This window comes from Bordetella sp. (assembly GCF_051960075.1).
GTDB lineage: Bacteria > Pseudomonadota > Gammaproteobacteria > Burkholderiales > Burkholderiaceae_B > Bordetella.
This window is the reverse complement of sequence record NZ_JBQCER010000002.1, coordinates 1-17,721: the sequence shown is the minus strand read 5'-3', so window position 1 is coordinate 17,721 and position 17,721 is coordinate 1. Positions and strand designations below refer to the sequence as shown.

The window sequence follows — 17,721 nt, the reverse complement described above, 5'->3', positions numbered from 1 at the left end:
AAAAATCAGACGCGCACCGAGGCGGCCACCTCGGGCGGAAACAGGTCTTCGGGCGCAAGCCTGCGGTGGCACACGCCCTGTTCATGGGCAAAGCCCAGGAAGGCATCCAGCGTCACGCGGTTGGCCTGAACGCCGTAGGGCCACGGATCGCCGCCGAAAAGACGGATCGCGTCGTCGGCGCGCGCATTCATCCAGGGCAAGGGAAAATGCGAACAGGTAATGTCGCGCAAACGCGCCAGGCTGTTTTCCTTGGCCTGCGTGAAGGCCTTGAGCAGATTGCCGGCGATCCAGCGGTTGGCCTCGAACACCTCGCGGCGCATCACGATCAGGTGCATGATCGGAAAAATGCCGGTGGCCGCGAAATGCGCACGCTCGGCCGCTTCCGGGTCGGCGACCAAGCGCACGATCTGCGCGCTCTGCCCGGCGGGCGGCTCGGGTGGCCGGGCGCTCAAGATGGCGTCGATTTCGCCCGAGAGCAGCATCTGCGTAAGCGATTTATCGGCCACATTGCGATAGCGCACGCCTTGCGGCAGCCGCACGTCGACCTTCTCCTTGCGGCCGGCCTGATTGACGCCGCCCTGCACCCATTCCACGTCGGTCAGAGCCACGCCCTGGTCGTGCGCGAGCCAGCCGCGCGAATAGACGGAGGCCGTCTGGGCCCACTCCGGTATGCCGATGCGCTTGCCGCGCAGCTGAGCGGTGGCATCGATGCCGCCGCGCCGCACATATAGCGAAGATATCCGGAACACCCTTGAGGGAAACACGGGCAGACCAATCAGGCGCTCGTCGCCCTGGGATCGCAGCGACGCATATTTGGCCAGCGACATCTCGGAAAGATCCCATTCCCGATAATGGGTCGTGCGGTAGAAGATTTCTTCGACCGGCAACACCGATGGCACCAACGCAATGCCTTCGGCCTGCACGCGGCCGTCCAGCAGGTCGCGCACGTGGTCGTAGTCGTTGACGGCGAGAGAGAGTGTGAGTTTGGACATATGAACGATGGATTGATCAGTGCCCGAAGGCGGATCCCCTGGGCAGATTTTTTGGCACGACCACGAAAAAAACCAGCGCGGCCGCGATCACCAAGGCCAGACCCAGCACGAAGAACATCGCGCCCGGACCGCCCGTCTGCTGCTGCAGCACGCCGGAGATCGCCGGGCCGCACATGGCGCCTATACGGGCCACGCCCAGAAAGACACCCACGCCCGTGCTGCGGATTTCGGTGGGATAGCTGACCGCGACCAGATTGTTGAGCACCGTCTGCGTGCCGATGACGAACATGCCCGCCACCACGACGATCCAGAACACCGAGCCGTGGCCGCTTCGGGCCAGCATGGCGATCGCCGCGGTGCCCAGCAGCCAGGCGACGGACATGGCCAGACGGCGGTTGCCGATGCGATCGGCGGCGAAACCGGTGACCAGGCTGCCGAACGCCGAGGCGAACACCAGCAGGGAGCCGAAGGCGAAACTGCTGGTCATGGTCACGCCGCGCGCGATCAGGATGGTGGGCAGCCAGCCCGACAGTCCATACGACGAAAACAGCGAAAGCGCGCCCATGCCCCAGAAGCAGAAGGTCTTGCCGCGGTACTGGGCCGAAAACAGCGCGGCCAGGGAGCCCGCCCTGGCGGTCGGCTCAGGCGCGACCAGCGTCGCGCGCCGGAATTCCTCGGCGCGTGCCGGCCAGAAGCGGGCCAGTTGCGCGCGCACCTCGTCCCAGCGGCCGCGGCTACCCAGGAAGGACACGGATTCGGGCAGCGCGAACTGCAGCACCAGCGCCAGCAGCACGGCCAGGCCGCCGAAGAGATACAGACTGTGCCAACCGTAGCGGGGGCTCAACCACGCGGCGATGAATCCGGAACAGGTCGCCCCGCCGATCCAGCCCAGCGAGAAGAACCCGATGGTGAAGACGTTGGCCACGCGCTTGGGGGCGATTTCGTTGATATAGGTGATCGCGATCGGCATCAACAAGCCGAGCGACACGCCCATCACCAGGCGCAGTCCGATAAAGGCGCCCAGGCTGTCGGCAAATAGGCCGATGGCCAGGCTCATCGCGCCTGCGCCCCAGACGCCGGCCAGCAGCACACGGCGGCGTCCCAGGCGATCGCCGAACAGGCCGCACACCGCCGACCCGATCGCGAAACCGGCCAGGCCGCACGACAGCATCAGACCGATCTGGCTGGGCGACAGATGCCAGAGCGGCGCCACGTCGTGGACGATGTAGGCGGCGTTGTAGAGGTCGTAGCCGTCGAACCAGAGAATCAGCGCCAGCAAAATGGCGAGCCGCACATGAAACGCGCCGAGCGGCGCGGATTGCAGGGTTTCGAGCAGATCGATGCGCATCGCGCTCGACGATGGAGTGCCTTGGGCCATGCTGTGTCTCCGAATATTCGCTGCCGCGGCGCGGCGCATTTTTATGATTCGGAGCTCACTTTAATAACCATGTTTTTATTTATCAATATTGAATTTTAAAATCAATATAATATTCGCGGATTCGTAAAAAACGGCGGGAATTACGGCTCATGAACGACATGCTGACGCGGGAAGACGCGCTGGAAATCCTGAAGATCAAGCCGGCGACGCTGTACGCTTACGTCAGCCGCGGCCTGATCCGCGCCACGCCGCACGAAGACGGCCGCAAGCGGCTGTATCTGCGCCGCGACGTCGAACAGCTGAGCACGCGCAAACGCGGCCGCTCCCCCATGGGTTCGGTGGCCGAGTCCACCATGCGCCTGGGCGATCCGGTGCTGCACTCGGCCATCACGCAGATCACGCCCCACGGCCCGCGCTACCGCAATAAATTGGCAACCGATCTCGCCATGGCGGGCGCGTCCTTCGAATCCGTGGCGTATCTGTTGATGACGGGAATCTGGCAGGACAGCCTGGCCATCTGGGCGCCCGCCGACACGCCGCCGGACGTGCTGCGTTTTCTCTCTACCTACGAAGGCAAGATCACGAGCAGCGAAATCGGCAATCTCATCGGCATGCTGCCCTTTGCACTGGCCATGCAAGGCCGCGGCACACGTGAGATCGCCGACGGCAGCGCGGTGCAGGCTGCGCGACTGATGATCCAGAGCATGGCCGGCTGCATCGGCTTTCTGGGGCCCAGACGCGCCTTCGTCAAGCGCGAGGCCGACGAGAGCATTGCCGGTCAGATCCTGCGCGCCGCGGGCGTCGTCGTCACGCCCGAAACGCTGCGCGCGGTCAATATGGCGCTCATCGTCCTGGCGGACAACGAACTGGCGCCTGCGACGTTTTCCGCCCGCGTGGCCGCCTCGACCAACGCGGATCTCTTCAATTGCGTAGCCAGCGCCATCGGCTCGCATGTCGGCTTTTCCACCGGCACCGGCACGGAAAAAATCGAAACCCTGCTTTTATGCCCTCCCATGTCGGCGCTCGACACCCGAATGGATCGCGTGCGCGAATACGGTGCCAGCCTGTTCGGTTTCAATCACCCGCTCTATCTCGGCGCAGATCCGCGCGCCGACCTGATGCTGCAGGCGGCCGGCGACATCGCGAAGGGTCCGCACGCCACGCCCGCCATGCGCAAGAACACCCGGCTCACGCTGAGTTTTTTCGACCGGACGCGGCGCGAACTGAACGCCCAGCCCGGCATCGCGCTCGGTCTCGTCACGCTGGCCCGCGCCTTGGGACTGCCCGACGGCTCGGCCACCGCCATCTGGATCGTCGGACGCACCGCGGGCTGGGTGGCGCACGTCATGGAGCAACGCACGCAGGCCTTCATGCTGCGCCCGCGCGCCAAGTACGAAGCGCCGCAATAGCGGCACGCGCGAGACACCCTCGACAGTCGTGCAAGATCCGGTTCAAAGACATCGAACGCCCGGCAAACCGAGGCCGCGCATAGAAAAAAGGCCGTTCGCAATGAACGGCCTCTTGCAGTGCGCGGACGCGTCGCGAAACGATCAGCCGATAGTCATCAGGCTCGCATTGCCGCCCGCCGCCGCCGTGTTGATGCTCAGCGATTTCTCGACATAGAGTCGTTCGGTCGCATACCCCGCCCCGCCCGCCACGGCGTCGGAGCTCAGGCCCTGCACCGAGACGATGGCGCCCGGTCGCGTCGCCATGCGGCGATTCCAGACGCGCAGCGCGTCGCTGTCGCCTTCGAACAGCACGGCTTCGAAAGCGGCGCCGTCGACATCGCCATCGGCCAGCAGCGTGACGGACACGCCCTTGGTCTGCTTGCCCTGCGCCTTGTGCCATGCGCGGGCCTCAGGCGTATCGAGCAGCAGCAAGTCGTTGCCGGTGGCCTGCGAGGCCTGCCACTGCGCCTGCGCACCGGCCTGCGTGGCCGCGATGCCCAGCACACGACCGCGCGGAGACAGGCGATAGGTATTGAGCTCGCCCGTCGGGCCGGCCAGCACGACGCCGTTCTCGCTGCGCGCGGCGCTTTCCAGATTGGCGGCCACGGCCGCCGGGCGCATCGAGAGCAGGCGGTACAGATACAGCGGGCCGCCTGCCTTGGGGCCGGTGCCCGACAAGCCTTCGCCGCCGAAGGGCTGAACGCCCACCACCGCGCCGACCACGTTGCGGTTGACGTACAAATTTCCCGCGTGCACACGCTCGGTGACGTGGTGCACGGTTTCGTCGATGCGGGTATGCACGCCGAAGGTCAGGCCGTAGCCGGTGCCGTTGATCTGATCGAGCAGCGCATCCAGGCCGTCGCGCCGATAGCGCATGACGTGCAGGACGGGGCCGAAGACCTCGCGCTGCAGTTCTTCCAGGCTGTCGATCTCGATGAGCGTAGGCGGCACGAAGGTGCCGTGACGGCAGCGATCGTCCAGGTCGATCTGCGAGACCGCGTGACCCGCGGCGCGCATGGCGTCGATATGCTGACGGATGACGTGAGCGGCCTGCGCGTCGATGACCGGACCGACATCGGTGCTGAGCATGTCGGGATTGCTCACGCGCAGTTCGCGCATGGCGCCTTTGAGCATGGCCAGGACGTGATCGGCGCAGTCTTCCTGCAGGCACAGCACGCGCAGCGCCGAGCAGCGCTGACCCGCCGAATCGTAAGCCGAGTTGAGCACGTCGATCACGACCTGCTCGGCCAGCGCCGACGAGTCGACGATCATCGCGTTCTGTCCGCCGGTCTCGGCGATCAGGGGAATGACGTGGCCGTCTGAATCGAGTCGATCGGCCAGCGTGCGTGCGATAAGGCGCGCCACCTCGGTCGAACCGGTGAACATCACGCCGTGCACGGCTTCGCTCGCGACCAGCGCGGCGCCCACGGTTTCGCCGCGTCCGGGCAGCAACTGCACCGCGCCGGCCGGCACGCCGGCTTCGCGCAGGATGGCGACCATCTGCGCCGCGATCAAGGGTGTCTGCTCGGCCGGTTTGGCGATGACCGCATTGCCCGCGGCCAGCGCCGCCGCCACCTGACCCGTGAAGATGGCCAGGGGGAAATTCCAGGGGCTGATGCACAGCACCGTGCCCAGCGGCCTGTGCGTGTCGTTGCTGAATTCGCGCTGCACCTGCGCTGCGTAATAGCGCAGGAAGTCGACGGCTTCACGCACCTCGGCAACGGCGTTGGGCAGCGACTTGCCGGCTTCGCGCACGATCAGGCCCAGCAGGCTCTGCATGCGTTCTTCCAGCAGCTGCGCCGCGCGCAACAGGCAGCCGGCGCGTTCGGCCACCGGCGTGGCGTGCCAGATCGGCGCCGTCTTGGTCGCGGCCCGCAGGGCGATGTCGGCCTCTTCGGGCGTGGCCTCGATGACCTGCCCCACCCGGTCGCGATGGTCGGCAGGGTTGCGCACGTCGGCAGCGCGCGATTCGTCCCAGGCGCGGGCGTCGTCGAGCATGGGCGCGGCACGCCATTCGACAGCAGAGCTGGTCAGCAGGGCGGCGGCGAGCGAGCCCAGACGATGTTCGTTGCTCAGGTCCAGGCCCGCGGAATTCAGGCGCGCGCCGGCATCGACCGAGCCGTAGAGCTCGCGCGGCAGCGGGATTTTCTCGTGCGGCGCGCCCAGGGGCACGATGCGCGAAGCCGCTTCGACCGGATCGGTCACCAGTTGCTCCACCGGAATCGAGTCGTCGCCGATCAAGTTGACGAAAGACGTGTTGGCACCGTTTTCCAGAAGGCGGCGCACCAGGTAGGCCAGCAGGGTTTCGTGGGTGCCGACCGGCGCGTAGATGCGGCAGGGCCGGTTGAGTTTGCCCTGCGCCACCGGGCCGACGACCTCTTCGTAAAGGGATTCGCCCATGCCGTGCAGGCATTGGAATTCGTATTGGCCGGCGTAGTAGTTTTGACCGGCCAATTGGTAGATGGCCGAGAGCGTGTAGGCGTTATGCGTGGCGAACTGCGGATAGATCGCATCCGGCGCGCCGAGCAGCTTGCGCGCGCAAGCCAGATAGGCCACGTCGGTGTAGACCTTGCGCGTGTAGACCGGGTAGCCCTCCAGGCCATCGATCTGGGCGCGCTTGATTTCGCTGTCCCAGTAGGCGCCCTTGACCAGGCGAACCATCAGGCGGTGATGACTGCGGCGCGCCAGATCGATGACGTAGTCGATGACATAAGGCGCGCGCTTCTGGTAGGCCTGAATGACGAAACCGATGCCGTTCCAGCCGTCGAGCTGCGGCGCATGGCACAAGGCCTCGAGCAGATCGAGCGAGAGCTCGAGACGGTCGGCTTCTTCGGCATCGATGTTCAAGCCGATGTCGTAGCTGCGCGCCAGCACGGCCAGCGCCAGCATGCGCGGCAGCAGCTGCTGCATGACCCGCTCGCGCTGCGCGCGCGAGTAGCGCGGGTGCAGCGCCGACAGCTTGATCGAGATGCCCGGGCCCTCGTAGATGCCGCGGCCGGCGGCCGACTTGCCGATGGCATGGATGGCCTGCTCGTAGTCGGCGTAGTAGCGGTCGGCGTCTTCCTGGGTCAGTGCCGCCTCGCCCAGCATGTCATAAGAGTGGCGAAAGCCCTGGGCTTCGAGTTTGCGGTTGTTGGCCAGCGCCTCGGCGATGGTCTGGCCCGAGACGAACTGCTCGCCCATCATGCGCATGGCCATATTCACGCCCTGGCGGATGAGCGGTTCGCCGCCCTTGCCGATCAGGCGCGTGAGCGCAGAGGAGAGACCCTGCTCGCTGTTGACCGCGACCAGCTTGCCCGTGATCATCAGGCCCCAGGTGGCCGCGTTGACGAACATCGATTGACGGCCGCCCGTGTGCGACTTCCAGTCGCCGCGGGCGATTTTGTCGCGGATGAGCACGTCGCGCGTGGCACGATCGGGAATGCGCAGCAGCGCTTCGGCCAGGCACATCAGGGCCACGCCCTCCTGGCTGGACAGCGAGAACTCCTGCAGCAGGCCTTCGACGCCGCCGCCCGTGCGCTTGCTGCGCAGCGTCTGGACCAGGCTGGCGGCCATGGCACGGATCTTTTCCGGATTGGCGATGCGCGCCTGGCCGAGCAGCAACGGCACGCATTCCGGCTCCGGCCGGCGGTAGGCGGCGGTAATGGCCGCCCGCAGCACCGACTGCGGCTGCACGTCCTGTCCGAATTCGAAGAACGGCGGCGCGGCCTGGTCGCTCTCTCCCTCGCCGGCCTCGCCTTCGGGCTTTTCCTGCGAGAAATAAGCCATTTCGGGCGGCAATTGGCCGCGTTCGATTTTCTCGATATAGGCTGCCAGCGCCTGCTTATGCAGCCAGTGCGGCGTGCAGTTGAGTTTCTGTGCCGCGGCTTTGAGCCGGTCGCGAAGCGTGTCGTCTACTTTGACACCCAGAGTGATATTGGCCATGACAGATAACAACCGATACAGTGAGGAATACTCGCCATCTTAAAAAGGTTGCACCTATTAATAAATAGGGTTAACCCCTTAATTGATGTCAGTATTCCTTATCTGACCCCGGTTATTTACCCGCAGAATTCAATGTGTGCACTGCAGCATATCTACCATTGATGACGCTGCCACCGCCCTGCTCCCCTGCGACTGCACCGCCGAGGCAATGGTCAACCCCAACAGAGCGACAGCTTTTTGCTCGGCGACGACCACCGGTTCCAGATCGGTGCTACCGGCCGGCATGCCCACGGGTGTCTCCACCCGGGTGCGACACAGCAGGGTCGCGCCCGTTCCCTGCAGGGGCCTCACCCGCCAGGTCGCATCGATCACCGCCGGCCCGGCAGTGGACGCATCGAAACGCTGCACGTCCACTTGCACCCGCCACACGGGCAGGCCGGGGGACGGCGCCAGCCGTCGCACGTCGGGCACCTGCAACTGACGAGTCAGTGCCATGGACAGCGCGTTGCGCAGTTCGCTGGGCAAAGGCCCGCTCCAGCGGTCGGAATACTGGGCGGTAAGCTCGCCTGAACCGCTGCGCAGCATGAGCTGCGGCAGATCCGCCTGGGCCGGAAGGGACACCGGCGCATCGTCGATGGCGTAATCGGCAGGCGCCGCGGGCGCTGCCTCGACCGCCCGTTCGGGCGCTGTCAGCGTGTAATAACGCACCGGCGGCGAGCCGGCACAGCCGGACAGGACGGCCAGAACCGCCAGCGCCGAGACCAACACCCGCTTGCGCGCGCGACGGGCGAGCACACTCGGCGATAGTCCTGGATTGATTTCTGCCTTGATCATGGTTCGACTCATCGTCTCTCGTCAGTGCTTCGAGGGGCCCGCGCCCGGAATGGGATCCGGACCGCGGCCGCGCAACAAGGCTTCGGGGTGGGTCTGTAAATAATCGGTCAGCGCGCGCAACGACCGGGCTGCCCTGTCGATCTGCGCCATGGCGCTCTGCGTGTCGCTCGGCAGCGGCGCATCGGGGCTGAGCAATTGGTTGAGCGACTGCAGGGAGGCCTGTGCCTGGCTGAGCACGCCGCGCGCCTGCGGCGCGACCTGCTTGTCGAGCTGCGTCATCAGGCGCGAGGTGCTGTTCAAGGTGTCGCGCAGGGCCGTGCCGATCTGATCGAACGGCACCTTGTCGAGCTTGTCCAGAATATTGCCCACCTGCTCCTGCAACTGGTCGAGCTGGCCTGGCACCGTCGGGATGAGGGGCGGATCGGTGTGGACGAACGATACGGGCGGCGCATTGGGGAAGTTGTCGATCGCGACATAAAGCTGGCCGCTGAGCAGATTGGACGGGCGTAGCTGCGCGCGCATGCCGTAGCGGATCATCGCCGCCAGCATCCTGTCGGCCGAGGCCTGTTTGCCGTCGCTGAACCGCTTTTCGATGTTGTCGAGCACGTGTCCGAGCAGCTCGGGATACAGGGTTGCATCGACCACCGTGTACAAATGGCGCCTCTTCATGTCGTAGTCGATATCGATGGCCGTGACCTTGCCCAGCACGATGCCCTGGAATTCGACCGCCGCGCCCACCGTCAGACCGCGCACCGACTGATCGAAGCGCATCTGCACGGGGTAGGCGAAACCGCGCGGCACCGACTCCGCCTCGGATTTGCTGTCGTACAGCTTGAATTGCGTGTTCGCTTCGGCCAGCTGGTCGTGACCGCCATCGATCGGCGTATCGAAAGCGACGCCGCCCAACAACAGCGACACCAGCGACTCGGTGCGCATTTTCACCCCGTCGCCGTTGACCGATACGTCCACGCCGCTGGCGTTCCAGAAGCGCGTCTTGTCGGTTACGAAACGGTCGTTGGGGGCATCGACGAAGATATCGACGTCTACCGCAGCGCCCGATGGTTCGAGCCGGTAGCCCACCACGCGGCCCACGCTTATGCGCCGAAAGTAAACCGGCGAACCGACGTCCAGCGAACCCAGGTTCTCGGCCTTGAGCGTAAATATCTTGCCGGCCCGATCGTGCGTGATGGGCGGCGGCGTCTCCAGGCCGACGAAATCATCCTGCTCGGTCGCCTTGGCGTTCTTGGGTACGTCCACGTCGATGTAGGCGCCCGACAACAAGGTGCCCAGGCCGGACACCCCGCTGAAGCCGAGACGCGGCCGCACCACCCAGAACCGGGTGCCTTCGCGCGCGATGTCGGAGGCGTCTTTGTTGAGCGCGGCCTCGACCATCACTTTGCTGCGATCGTGGGTGAAGTAAATGCGTTGCACCGTGCCGATCACCACGTCCTTGTAACGCACCTGGGTCTGGCCTGCGACCAGCCCTTCTGCGGTATCGAACTGAATGGTGATGTCGGGCCCGGACTGCATCCAGGCGTGCACCACCATCGACAGTCCGGCCAGGGCCGCCACCAGCGGCACGAGCCATATCCAGGAGATGCGACTGCGGGATTTGCGCACATCGACGGAACGCACGGCGGGTTTGTCCGAGGGCGGCGTCTGGTCAACCATTCAATGCGACTCCTTCATGTGCGTCAATACGCCGTTAGTATGCGCTGCGTCCCAGGCGCGACGCGGATCGAAGCTCATGGCGGCCAGCATGGTCAGCACCACCACCAGGCCGAAGGCCGCCGCGCCGAGGTCGGCGCTGATGCGCATCAGGCCGGGAAAATTCGCCAGCGCCGACAGCAAAATCACCACGAACACATCGAGCATGGACCACTGCCCGATGATTTCGACCATCTCGTACATCCGCGTGCGCGAACGCAATCCGCCGACATCGCCCCGCTGCGCCCGCAGAACCAGCAGCAGCAGCGCCAGCAGCTTGGTCATCGGAACGACCACGCTGGCCACGAATACGATGAGCGCGATGTCCCAGGCGCCACCATGCCAGAGTTCGACCACGCCGCCCAGAATCGTGTGGCCGCTGTCGCCCGTGACCGAGGCGATGTGCATGACCGGCAAGACGTTGGCCGGTATGTAGAGAATCGCCGCGGTGAGCATCAGCGCCCACGTGCGCGCCAGCGATTGCGGTTTGCGATGATGCAGCACGGCATGGCAGCGCACGCAATGCGGTGCGTGTTCGTCGGGACGCTGTTCGGCAAGGTCCTGCACCAGCCCGCAGGCATGGCAGCCCGCCAGGACATGGCCCGGAAGGTAACGGGGCTCAGGCACCTGCGCGAGGCCGGCGGTCTCGGCATGGCGCCACAAAGCCCGGGGCGACAGCCGGCCGAGCATGGTGAGCAGCACGGCAAGCAGGCCGAAGGCCGGCAGCCCCAAGCCCACGTGCACCTGCACGGAGCCAGCAAGCTTGACCAGCGACACGATGGCACCCAACAGGAAAACCGGCACCATGCTCCAGGGCCGCAACCAACCCAGCCGGCGGCAGATCTGCGCCTTGTGGGCCGGCAACCGGCCGCGGGCCAGCGGCACCAGCACCCATAGCAAGGCCAGCAGTTGCAGCAGCGGCAACGCGAAACCGGCCGTTCCTGTCATGATGGCCACGGACCAGTGATGCTGCTGCCAGGTAATGGCGATTGCGTCGAGTAAGGTTGCGCTGCGTTGCGCGCCATAGACCTCGATGCGCGCTACGGGAAAGGCGTTGGCGATGCAGAATACGACGAACCCCGCCAAGGCAATGGCGAGCCAGTCGTTCAGCGTAAGGCGGCTGTAGCGCCACAGCACCGTGCCGCAACGCTCGCAGGCCGCCAGTTCGCCGCGCCGCAGACTGAGCCGGCGCTGCACGCTGGCGCAATGTTCGCAGGCAATCAGCGGCAGGCTGCTTGGAGGCCGGTCGTCCGTAAGCGGACCATCCAGGCGTCGTGCGTCCGGGGGTCTGGCGTTCAAAAGCCGGTCGTCCTGGACCTATTCGGCCAGGGCGACTTCCTCGGAAGGCGCTGAACTTCCCGAGGGCTTGTGGTCCTCGAAATCGAGAACGACCTTGTCCGACTCATCGACATCGACGGTGACCGAACCGCCATCGACCAGCTTGCCGAACAGCAGTTCGTCGGCTAGCGCACGGCGGATGGTGTCCTGGATGAGGCGTTGCATCGGACGCGCGCCCATGACCGGATCGAAACCCGCCTTGGCGAGGTAGTCGCGCAGGCGATCGGTGAAGACGACCTCGACGCGGCGCTGGTGCAGCTGGTCTTCGAGTTCCATGAGGAACTTGTCGACCACGCGCAGGATGATGTCGCGCGTAAGCGCGGCAAAGGCAATGATGGCGTCAAGCCGATTGCGGAATTCCGGCGTGAACATGCGCTTGATCTCGGCCATCTCGTCGCCCGCTGCGCGGGTGTTGGAAAAACCGATGGTCGGACGGTTGAGCATTTCGGCGCCCGCATTGGTCGTCATGATGATGATGACGTTGCGGAAGTCTGCCTTGCGCCCGTTGTTGTCCGTCAACGTGCCGTGATCCATGACCTGCAGCAGAATGTTGAAGATATCGGGATGCGCCTTCTCGATTTCGTCGAGCAGCAGCACGCAGTGAGGCTGTTTGGTGATGGCCTCGGTAAGCAGGCCGCCCTGGTCGAAGCCGACGTATCCCGGCGGCGCGCCGATCAGGCGCGACACGGCATGGCGTTCCATGTATTCGGACATGTCGAAGCGCAGCAGCTCCACGCCCAGCGTGAAGGCCAGTTGCTTGGCCACTTCGGTCTTGCCCACGCCGGTGGGGCCGGAGAAGAGGAAGGCGCCGATGGGCTTGTCGGGCTTGCCCAGGCCGGAGCGCGCCATTTTGATGGCGCCTGCCAGGGCTTCGATCGCCGTGTCCTGGCCGAACACCACCGTCTTGAGGTCGCGCTCGAGCGTCGCGAGCTTGCTGCGGTCGTCGTGCGACACCGACTGCGGCGGAATACGCGCGATCTTGGAGACGATGGTCTCGATCTCGGCCTTGCCGATGACTTTCTTGCGCTTGGACGCGGCCAGCAGGCGCTGCGCGGCGCCCGCCTCGTCGATGACGTCGATGGCCTTGTCGGGCAGGAAGCGCTCGTTGATGTAGCGCGCCGACAACTCGGCCGCGGCGGTCAGCGCTGCCGCGGAGTAACGCACGCTGTGGTGCTCTTCGAAGCGCGTCTTCAGGCCGCGCAGGATCTGTATGGTCTGTTCGACGCTGGGCTCGGGCACGTCGATCTTCTGGAATCGGCGCGACAGGGCGGAGTCTTTCTCGAACACGCCGCGGTATTCGGTGTAGGTGGTGGCGCCGATGCACTTGAGCTGGCCCGAGGACAGCGCGGGCTTGAGCAGATTGGATGCATCGAGCGTACCGCCCGAGGCCGAGCCCGCACCGATCAGCGTGTGGATTTCGTCGATGAATAGGATCGCGTCGGTGTTGCCGCGCAGCTGCTTGAGCACGCCCTTGAGGCGCTGCTCGAAGTCGCCGCGGTATTTGGTGCCGGCCAGCAGCGCACCCATATCCAGCGCGTAGACCTGCGCGGACTGCAGCACGTCGGGCACTTCGCCGCGCGTAATGCGCCAGGCCAGACCTTCGGCAATGGCGGTCTTGCCCACGCCGGCCTCGCCCACCAGGAGCGGATTATTCTTGCGGCGGCGGCACAGCACCTGGATCACGCGCTCGACCTCCTGTTCGCGGCCGATGAGCGGATCGATGCGGCCGGCCAGGGCCGACGCGTTCAGATCGGTGGCGTACTGATCCAGCGGCGACTGGCGGCTCTCGCCGCCCGGTTCGTCGGGACCGCCGGATTGCTGTTCCTTTTGCGGTGCCGGCTCTTCCTGCGATTGCTTGGTAATGCCGTGCGACAGGAAATTGACCACGTCCAGTCGCGTGACGCCCTGCTGTTGCAGATAGTAGACGGCGTGGGAATCCTTCTCGCCGAAGATGGCGACCAGCACATTGGCGCCGGTGACAGGCTTCTTGCCGGTACCGCCGGCCGACACATGCATGATGGCGCGCTGAATCACGCGCTGAAAGCCCAACGTGGGCTGGGTGTCGACTTCCGCGCCGCTGGGAATGACGGGCGTGTTCTCGGAAACGAACTGGCGCAGATTGCGGCGCAGGTCATCCAGATTGGCGGCACAGGCCTTGAGCACCTCGATTGCCGACGCGTTGTCCAGCAACGACAGCAGCAGATGCTCTACCGTGATGAATTCATGGCGGGCCGAGCGCGCCTCGACGAACGCCATGTGCAGGCTGACTTCAAGTTCTTGGGAAATCACGCTTCCTCCGGGTCTTGCCGCAGGTCTTACCAAACGCTTAACGAAAGAAGCACGCGACGACGCGCACTACTACCTATGACACTACCTATTCTATGCCTATCGACACGCCGCATCGGGGGATTTCCCTTCGGTTTGTCATGAATAAGCATCAAGGCATGTCATGTTCGAAGCAGCATACCGCAGGCCACGCGCGCCTATCGGAACAAGACCGAGCGGATTACCCGGGTTTTCTGCCTTTATGGCGCCGCGCCGGCCGGGCCGGCCCGCATGGTCTACGGACCGAGCGCGTCGGCGGCAAACCCGCTAGGCGGGCTCCATCACGCACTGCAGCGGATGCTGACGCGCACGCGCGTACTGCGAAACCTGGGCGATGCGCGTGGCGGCCACATCGCGCGGATAGATGCCGCAGACGCCACGGCCTTCGTTGTGCACGGCAAGCATGATGCGGGTGGCGTCTTCGTGATTCTTGCCGAAAAATTTCTGCAGCACGTTGACCACGAATTCCATCGGCGTGTAGTCGTCGTTTAGCAGAACCACCTGGTACATGGGCGGTGGGGCGGCCTTGGCCGGCGCCGTTTTTACGGCCTGGCCCTGCTGGGTATCCAATGTGGAGCTCATAAGACTGCAGATTTTAGTCGGATTACCGAGATTTACACACAGACATACGCGGTTTCCATACTTGACTATTGAAAGAAAATCAAAGCATTATCAATTTATTCGGGGACTTGCCGGCCAACTAACGGGTACGTCAGACTTGACGCCGGGAAAATGCGGCAACTTGCCGAACTTTCAGTTCAACATACGATACAAAGAGGCAGTCCGCATGTCTGATACATCCGCTGTCCCGGGGAACAATCCCAAAGCCACCGGTACCGTCAAGTGGTTCAATGACGCGAAAGGTTTTGGCTTCATCACGCCCGATGACGGCGGTGAGGACCTGTTCGCCCACTTTTCATCCATCCAGATGAATGGCTTTAAAACCCTGAAAGAAGGCCAAAAGGTTTCATTCGAAATCATCCAGGGGCCCAAGGGCAAGCAGGCGCTGAACATCACCGCGGCCTGATCTTCCAAGTATCATGCAAGGCGAGGGCGTCCCCCTCGCCTTTTCTATTTGCGACTTTCGAATCCGCCTTACATGCCGTTCTTCGCCAAGCCTCGCCATTATCGGGCCGCAGGCCTGCTGTCCGCCGTGCTGCTCGCGGCGTGCTTTGCCGCCGCCCAGGCCCAGAGCGGGCCGCAAGCCTCGCTCCCCGTCGTCGACCTGAACGCGGGCATTCAGGTGATCCACGCCGAGGTCGCCAGCACCGAAAGCGAACGCGAACGCGGCCTGATGTTCCGCTCCAGCCTCCCCGGCAACGACGGCATGCTGTTCGTCTTCCAGGCGCCCGACAGGCAGTGCTTCTGGATGCACAACACGCCGCTGCCCCTGTCCATTGCATTCATCGCCGACGACGGCACCGTCGTCAACATCGAAGACATGGCCGCCGAAACCGACGACAGCCATTGCTCGCTCAAACCGGTCCGCTATGCACTGGAAATGGCGCAGGGCTGGTTTAACGCAAAGGGAATCAAGGCCGGGGACAAGATCGAGCATCTGCCTTGATTGCGGGTGCTTATCGTTGTTGATTCAAGAAAAAAACCGCCACCGGAATACCCTTGGCGGCGGTTCTTTCACGGCTGAACGAGCGATAGAAAAATCAGACCCGCTCGAGAATCACGGCGATCCCCTGCCCCACGCCGATGCACATCGTGCATAGCGCGTAACGGCCGCCCGTGGCGTGCAGCTGATTGACGGCGGTGGTGGCCAGTCGAGCGCCGCTGGCGCCCAGCGGATGGCCCAAGGCAATAGCGCCGCCGTTGGGATTGACGCGCGGATCGTCGTCCGCGATGCCCAACTGTCGCAGCACCGCCAGGCCCTGAGCGGCGAACGCCTCGTTCAGCTCGATCACGTCGAGCTGGCCCAGCGTGAGTCCAGTCTGCGCCAACACTTTGCGCGTGGCCGGTTCGGGCCCCATGCCCATGATGCGCGGCGCAACGCCGGCCGTGGCCATGCCCACCACGCGGGCGCGCGGCGTCAGTCCATGGCGGGCTGCGGCCTTCTCGTCGGCCAGCAACAGCGCCGCGGCGCCGTCGTTCACGCCCGATGCGTTGCCCGCCGTGACCGTACCGCCCTCGCGCACCACAGGCTTGAGCTTGCCCAGCGCGTCAAGGCTGGTCTGGCGCGGATGCTCGTCTTTGACGACCACGATGGGATCGCCCTTCCTTTGGGAAATGCTCACCGGCGTGAGCTCGGCATCGAAAAAGCCCGACTGCTGCGCGCGCACCGTCTTTTCCTGGCTGGCCAGGGCGAATTTGTCCTGATCCTGGCGGCTGATGCCGAAATCGGTAGCGACGTTCTCGGCCGTCTCGGGCATGGAATCGACGCCGTATTGCGCCTTGAGCACCTTGTTGACGAAGCGCCAGCCGATGGTGGTGTCGTAGATCGACGCGTTGCGCGAAAACGCAGTGTCGGCTTTGCCCATGACGAAGGGGGCCCGGCTCATGCTCTCGACGCCGCCCGCCAGCATGAGGCCCGCCTGGCCTGAGAGGATCGCGCGCGCGGCCGAGCCGACGGCGTCCAGCCCCGAACCGCATAGGCGATTGATCGTCACGCCCGGCGCCTCGATGGGCAGGCCGGCCAGCAGCAAGGCCATGCGGGCGACGTTGCGGTTGTCTTCGCCGGCCTGATTGGCGCAACCGTACAGCATGTCGTCGAGTTCTTCCCATTTGACGCCCGGATTGCGCGCCATGAGCGCCTTCAGGGGAATGGCGGCCAGATCATCGGCTCGCACCGAGGACAGAGCGCCACCGTAGCGGCCGAAGGGGGTACGGATGGCGTCGCAAATGAAGGCGTGCGTGGTCATGGGTCTATCTCTCGAGTCGGAATCGCGTAAAAGGGGGGTCTCATCCCGAATGGGCTCAACCCCGCGATCTTACCGTGCCGGCCGGGTTGCGACGGCTCAGACCGCGTCCTCCACGGCCAGCGTCTGCCGGCGGAAGCGTCCGGCTACCAGATGGTAGAAGGGATGCGGGCTGAACTGCTTGGCGACGACCGATGCGCCCAGGGACGCCGCCAGCAGCCAGAACAGCATGGGCTGGCTGCCCGTCATTTCCATCACGACCACGCTGGCCGTGAGCGGCGCCTGAGTGGCCGCAGCCAGAAACGCCGCCATGGAAAGCAGCACCAGCACGCGCTGATCCACGCCCGAGCCCAGCCAGTGCCAGATCTGCGCGCCGATGCCCGCACCGGTCGTCAGCGCCGGCGTAAAGATGCCGCCGGGAATGCCGGCGCGGTATGAGGCAACGGTGGCGATCAGCTTGGCCACGCCGATGCCCGCCGCGGGCGCGGGCTGGCCGGCCAGCATGCCGGCCGCCACATCGTAGCCCGTGCCGTATACGGCGCCGGCCGTCAGGGCCCCAAGGCAGGCCATGACCAGCCCCATCGCGGCCGCGATCCAGTAAGGATGGCGGCGGGCCGCATCGCTCACCGCGTGCGGCACGATGCCCGTCAGGCCCCGCCCGAGCAAGCGGGCGAAAATGCCGCCCAGCACGCCGTTGATCAGGCAGCAAAGCAGCGTCCAGCCCAACATGCCGTGGGCGAAGGCCGAGCCTTCGAAACGGCCAAAATACGGGTTATTGCCGACCACGGCAACGACCAAAAAGCCCGCCGTGAGAACGGCGATCAGCACGCGGCGCTGCCAGCGCAGCGAGATGCCGCGTCCCAACTCCTCGATGGCGAACACGACGCCGGCCAGCGGCGCATTGAAGGCGG

Annotated in this window: 13 protein-coding genes; 3 read left to right on the top strand and 10 right to left on the bottom strand. The window is 65.0% G+C overall.

Features of this window, described 5'->3' with window-relative positions:
* Positions 1–5: 5 nt before the first annotated feature.
* Positions 6–992: a 4,5-dihydroxyphthalate decarboxylase gene (locus ACTHJ1_RS00135; protein ID WP_440186188.1), complete on the bottom strand. Its 987-nt coding sequence runs from the start codon at positions 990–992 to the stop codon at positions 6–8.
* 16 nt (positions 993–1,008) lie between these two features.
* On the bottom strand, positions 1,009–2,370 hold the full coding sequence (locus tag ACTHJ1_RS00130) for an MFS transporter (RefSeq protein ID WP_440186186.1): 1,362 nt from the start codon (positions 2,368–2,370) through the stop codon (positions 1,009–1,011).
* A 149-nt stretch (positions 2,371–2,519) separates the two neighbouring features.
* Between ACTHJ1_RS00130 and ACTHJ1_RS00125 the strand changes: the two genes are divergently transcribed.
* Positions 2,520–3,779, top strand: coding sequence for a citrate synthase (locus ACTHJ1_RS00125; RefSeq protein WP_440186184.1), 1,260 nt, complete (start codon positions 2,520–2,522; stop codon positions 3,777–3,779).
* A 141-nt stretch (positions 3,780–3,920) separates the two neighbouring features.
* Here the strand turns inward: ACTHJ1_RS00125 and putA are convergent, their stop codons facing one another.
* The 6 genes from putA to clpS form a co-directional block, all read right to left on the bottom strand.
* The gene (gene putA, locus ACTHJ1_RS00120; protein WP_440186182.1) at positions 3,921–7,742 is read right to left on the bottom strand and encodes a trifunctional transcriptional regulator/proline dehydrogenase/L-glutamate gamma-semialdehyde dehydrogenase; all 3,822 of its coding nucleotides are present in this window, start codon (positions 7,740–7,742) and stop codon (positions 3,921–3,923) included.
* 129 nt (positions 7,743–7,871) lie between these two features.
* Entirely contained in the window at positions 7,872–8,576 is a 705-nt protein-coding gene (locus ACTHJ1_RS00115; protein WP_440186180.1) for a PqiC family protein, read from the bottom strand.
* 21 nt (positions 8,577–8,597) lie between these two features.
* The gene (locus ACTHJ1_RS00110; RefSeq protein ID WP_440186178.1) at positions 8,598–10,247 is read right to left on the bottom strand and encodes a PqiB family protein; all 1,650 of its coding nucleotides are present in this window, start codon (positions 10,245–10,247) and stop codon (positions 8,598–8,600) included.
* Positions 10,248–11,513 (bottom strand): paraquat-inducible protein A, encoded by a 1,266-nt coding sequence (locus tag ACTHJ1_RS00105; protein ID WP_440186246.1) that lies wholly within the window; start codon positions 11,511–11,513, stop codon positions 10,248–10,250.
* 87 nt (positions 11,514–11,600) lie between these two features.
* A complete protein-coding gene (gene clpA / locus ACTHJ1_RS00100) occupies positions 11,601–13,910 on the bottom strand; it encodes an ATP-dependent Clp protease ATP-binding subunit ClpA (protein ID WP_440186176.1) in 2,310 nt (769 codons plus the stop codon).
* A gap of 303 nt (positions 13,911–14,213) precedes the next feature.
* Positions 14,214–14,528: an ATP-dependent Clp protease adapter ClpS gene (clpS, locus tag ACTHJ1_RS00095; RefSeq protein ID WP_440186174.1), complete on the bottom strand. Its 315-nt coding sequence runs from the start codon at positions 14,526–14,528 to the stop codon at positions 14,214–14,216.
* A 205-nt stretch (positions 14,529–14,733) separates the two neighbouring features.
* On the opposite strand from clpS, the gene ACTHJ1_RS00090 reads away from it, so the two are divergent.
* Positions 14,734–14,973: a cold-shock protein gene (locus tag ACTHJ1_RS00090; protein WP_019939802.1), complete on the top strand. Its 240-nt coding sequence runs from the start codon at positions 14,734–14,736 to the stop codon at positions 14,971–14,973.
* 72 nt (positions 14,974–15,045) lie between these two features.
* Positions 15,046–15,513 carry a DUF192 domain-containing protein gene (locus tag ACTHJ1_RS00085; protein WP_440186172.1) on the top strand — a complete coding sequence of 156 codons (468 nt, stop codon included), beginning with the start codon at positions 15,046–15,048 and terminating at the stop codon, positions 15,511–15,513.
* Positions 15,514–15,607: 94 nt separating this feature from the next.
* Here the strand turns inward: ACTHJ1_RS00085 and pcaF are convergent, their stop codons facing one another.
* Positions 15,608–16,813, bottom strand: coding sequence for a 3-oxoadipyl-CoA thiolase (pcaF, locus tag ACTHJ1_RS00080; RefSeq protein ID WP_440186170.1), 1,206 nt, complete (start codon positions 16,811–16,813; stop codon positions 15,608–15,610).
* Between the two features lie 96 nt (positions 16,814–16,909).
* Positions 16,910–17,721, bottom strand: an 812-nt coding sequence (locus ACTHJ1_RS00075; RefSeq protein WP_440186168.1) for a chloride channel protein, incomplete at its 5' end; no start/stop codon positions are given.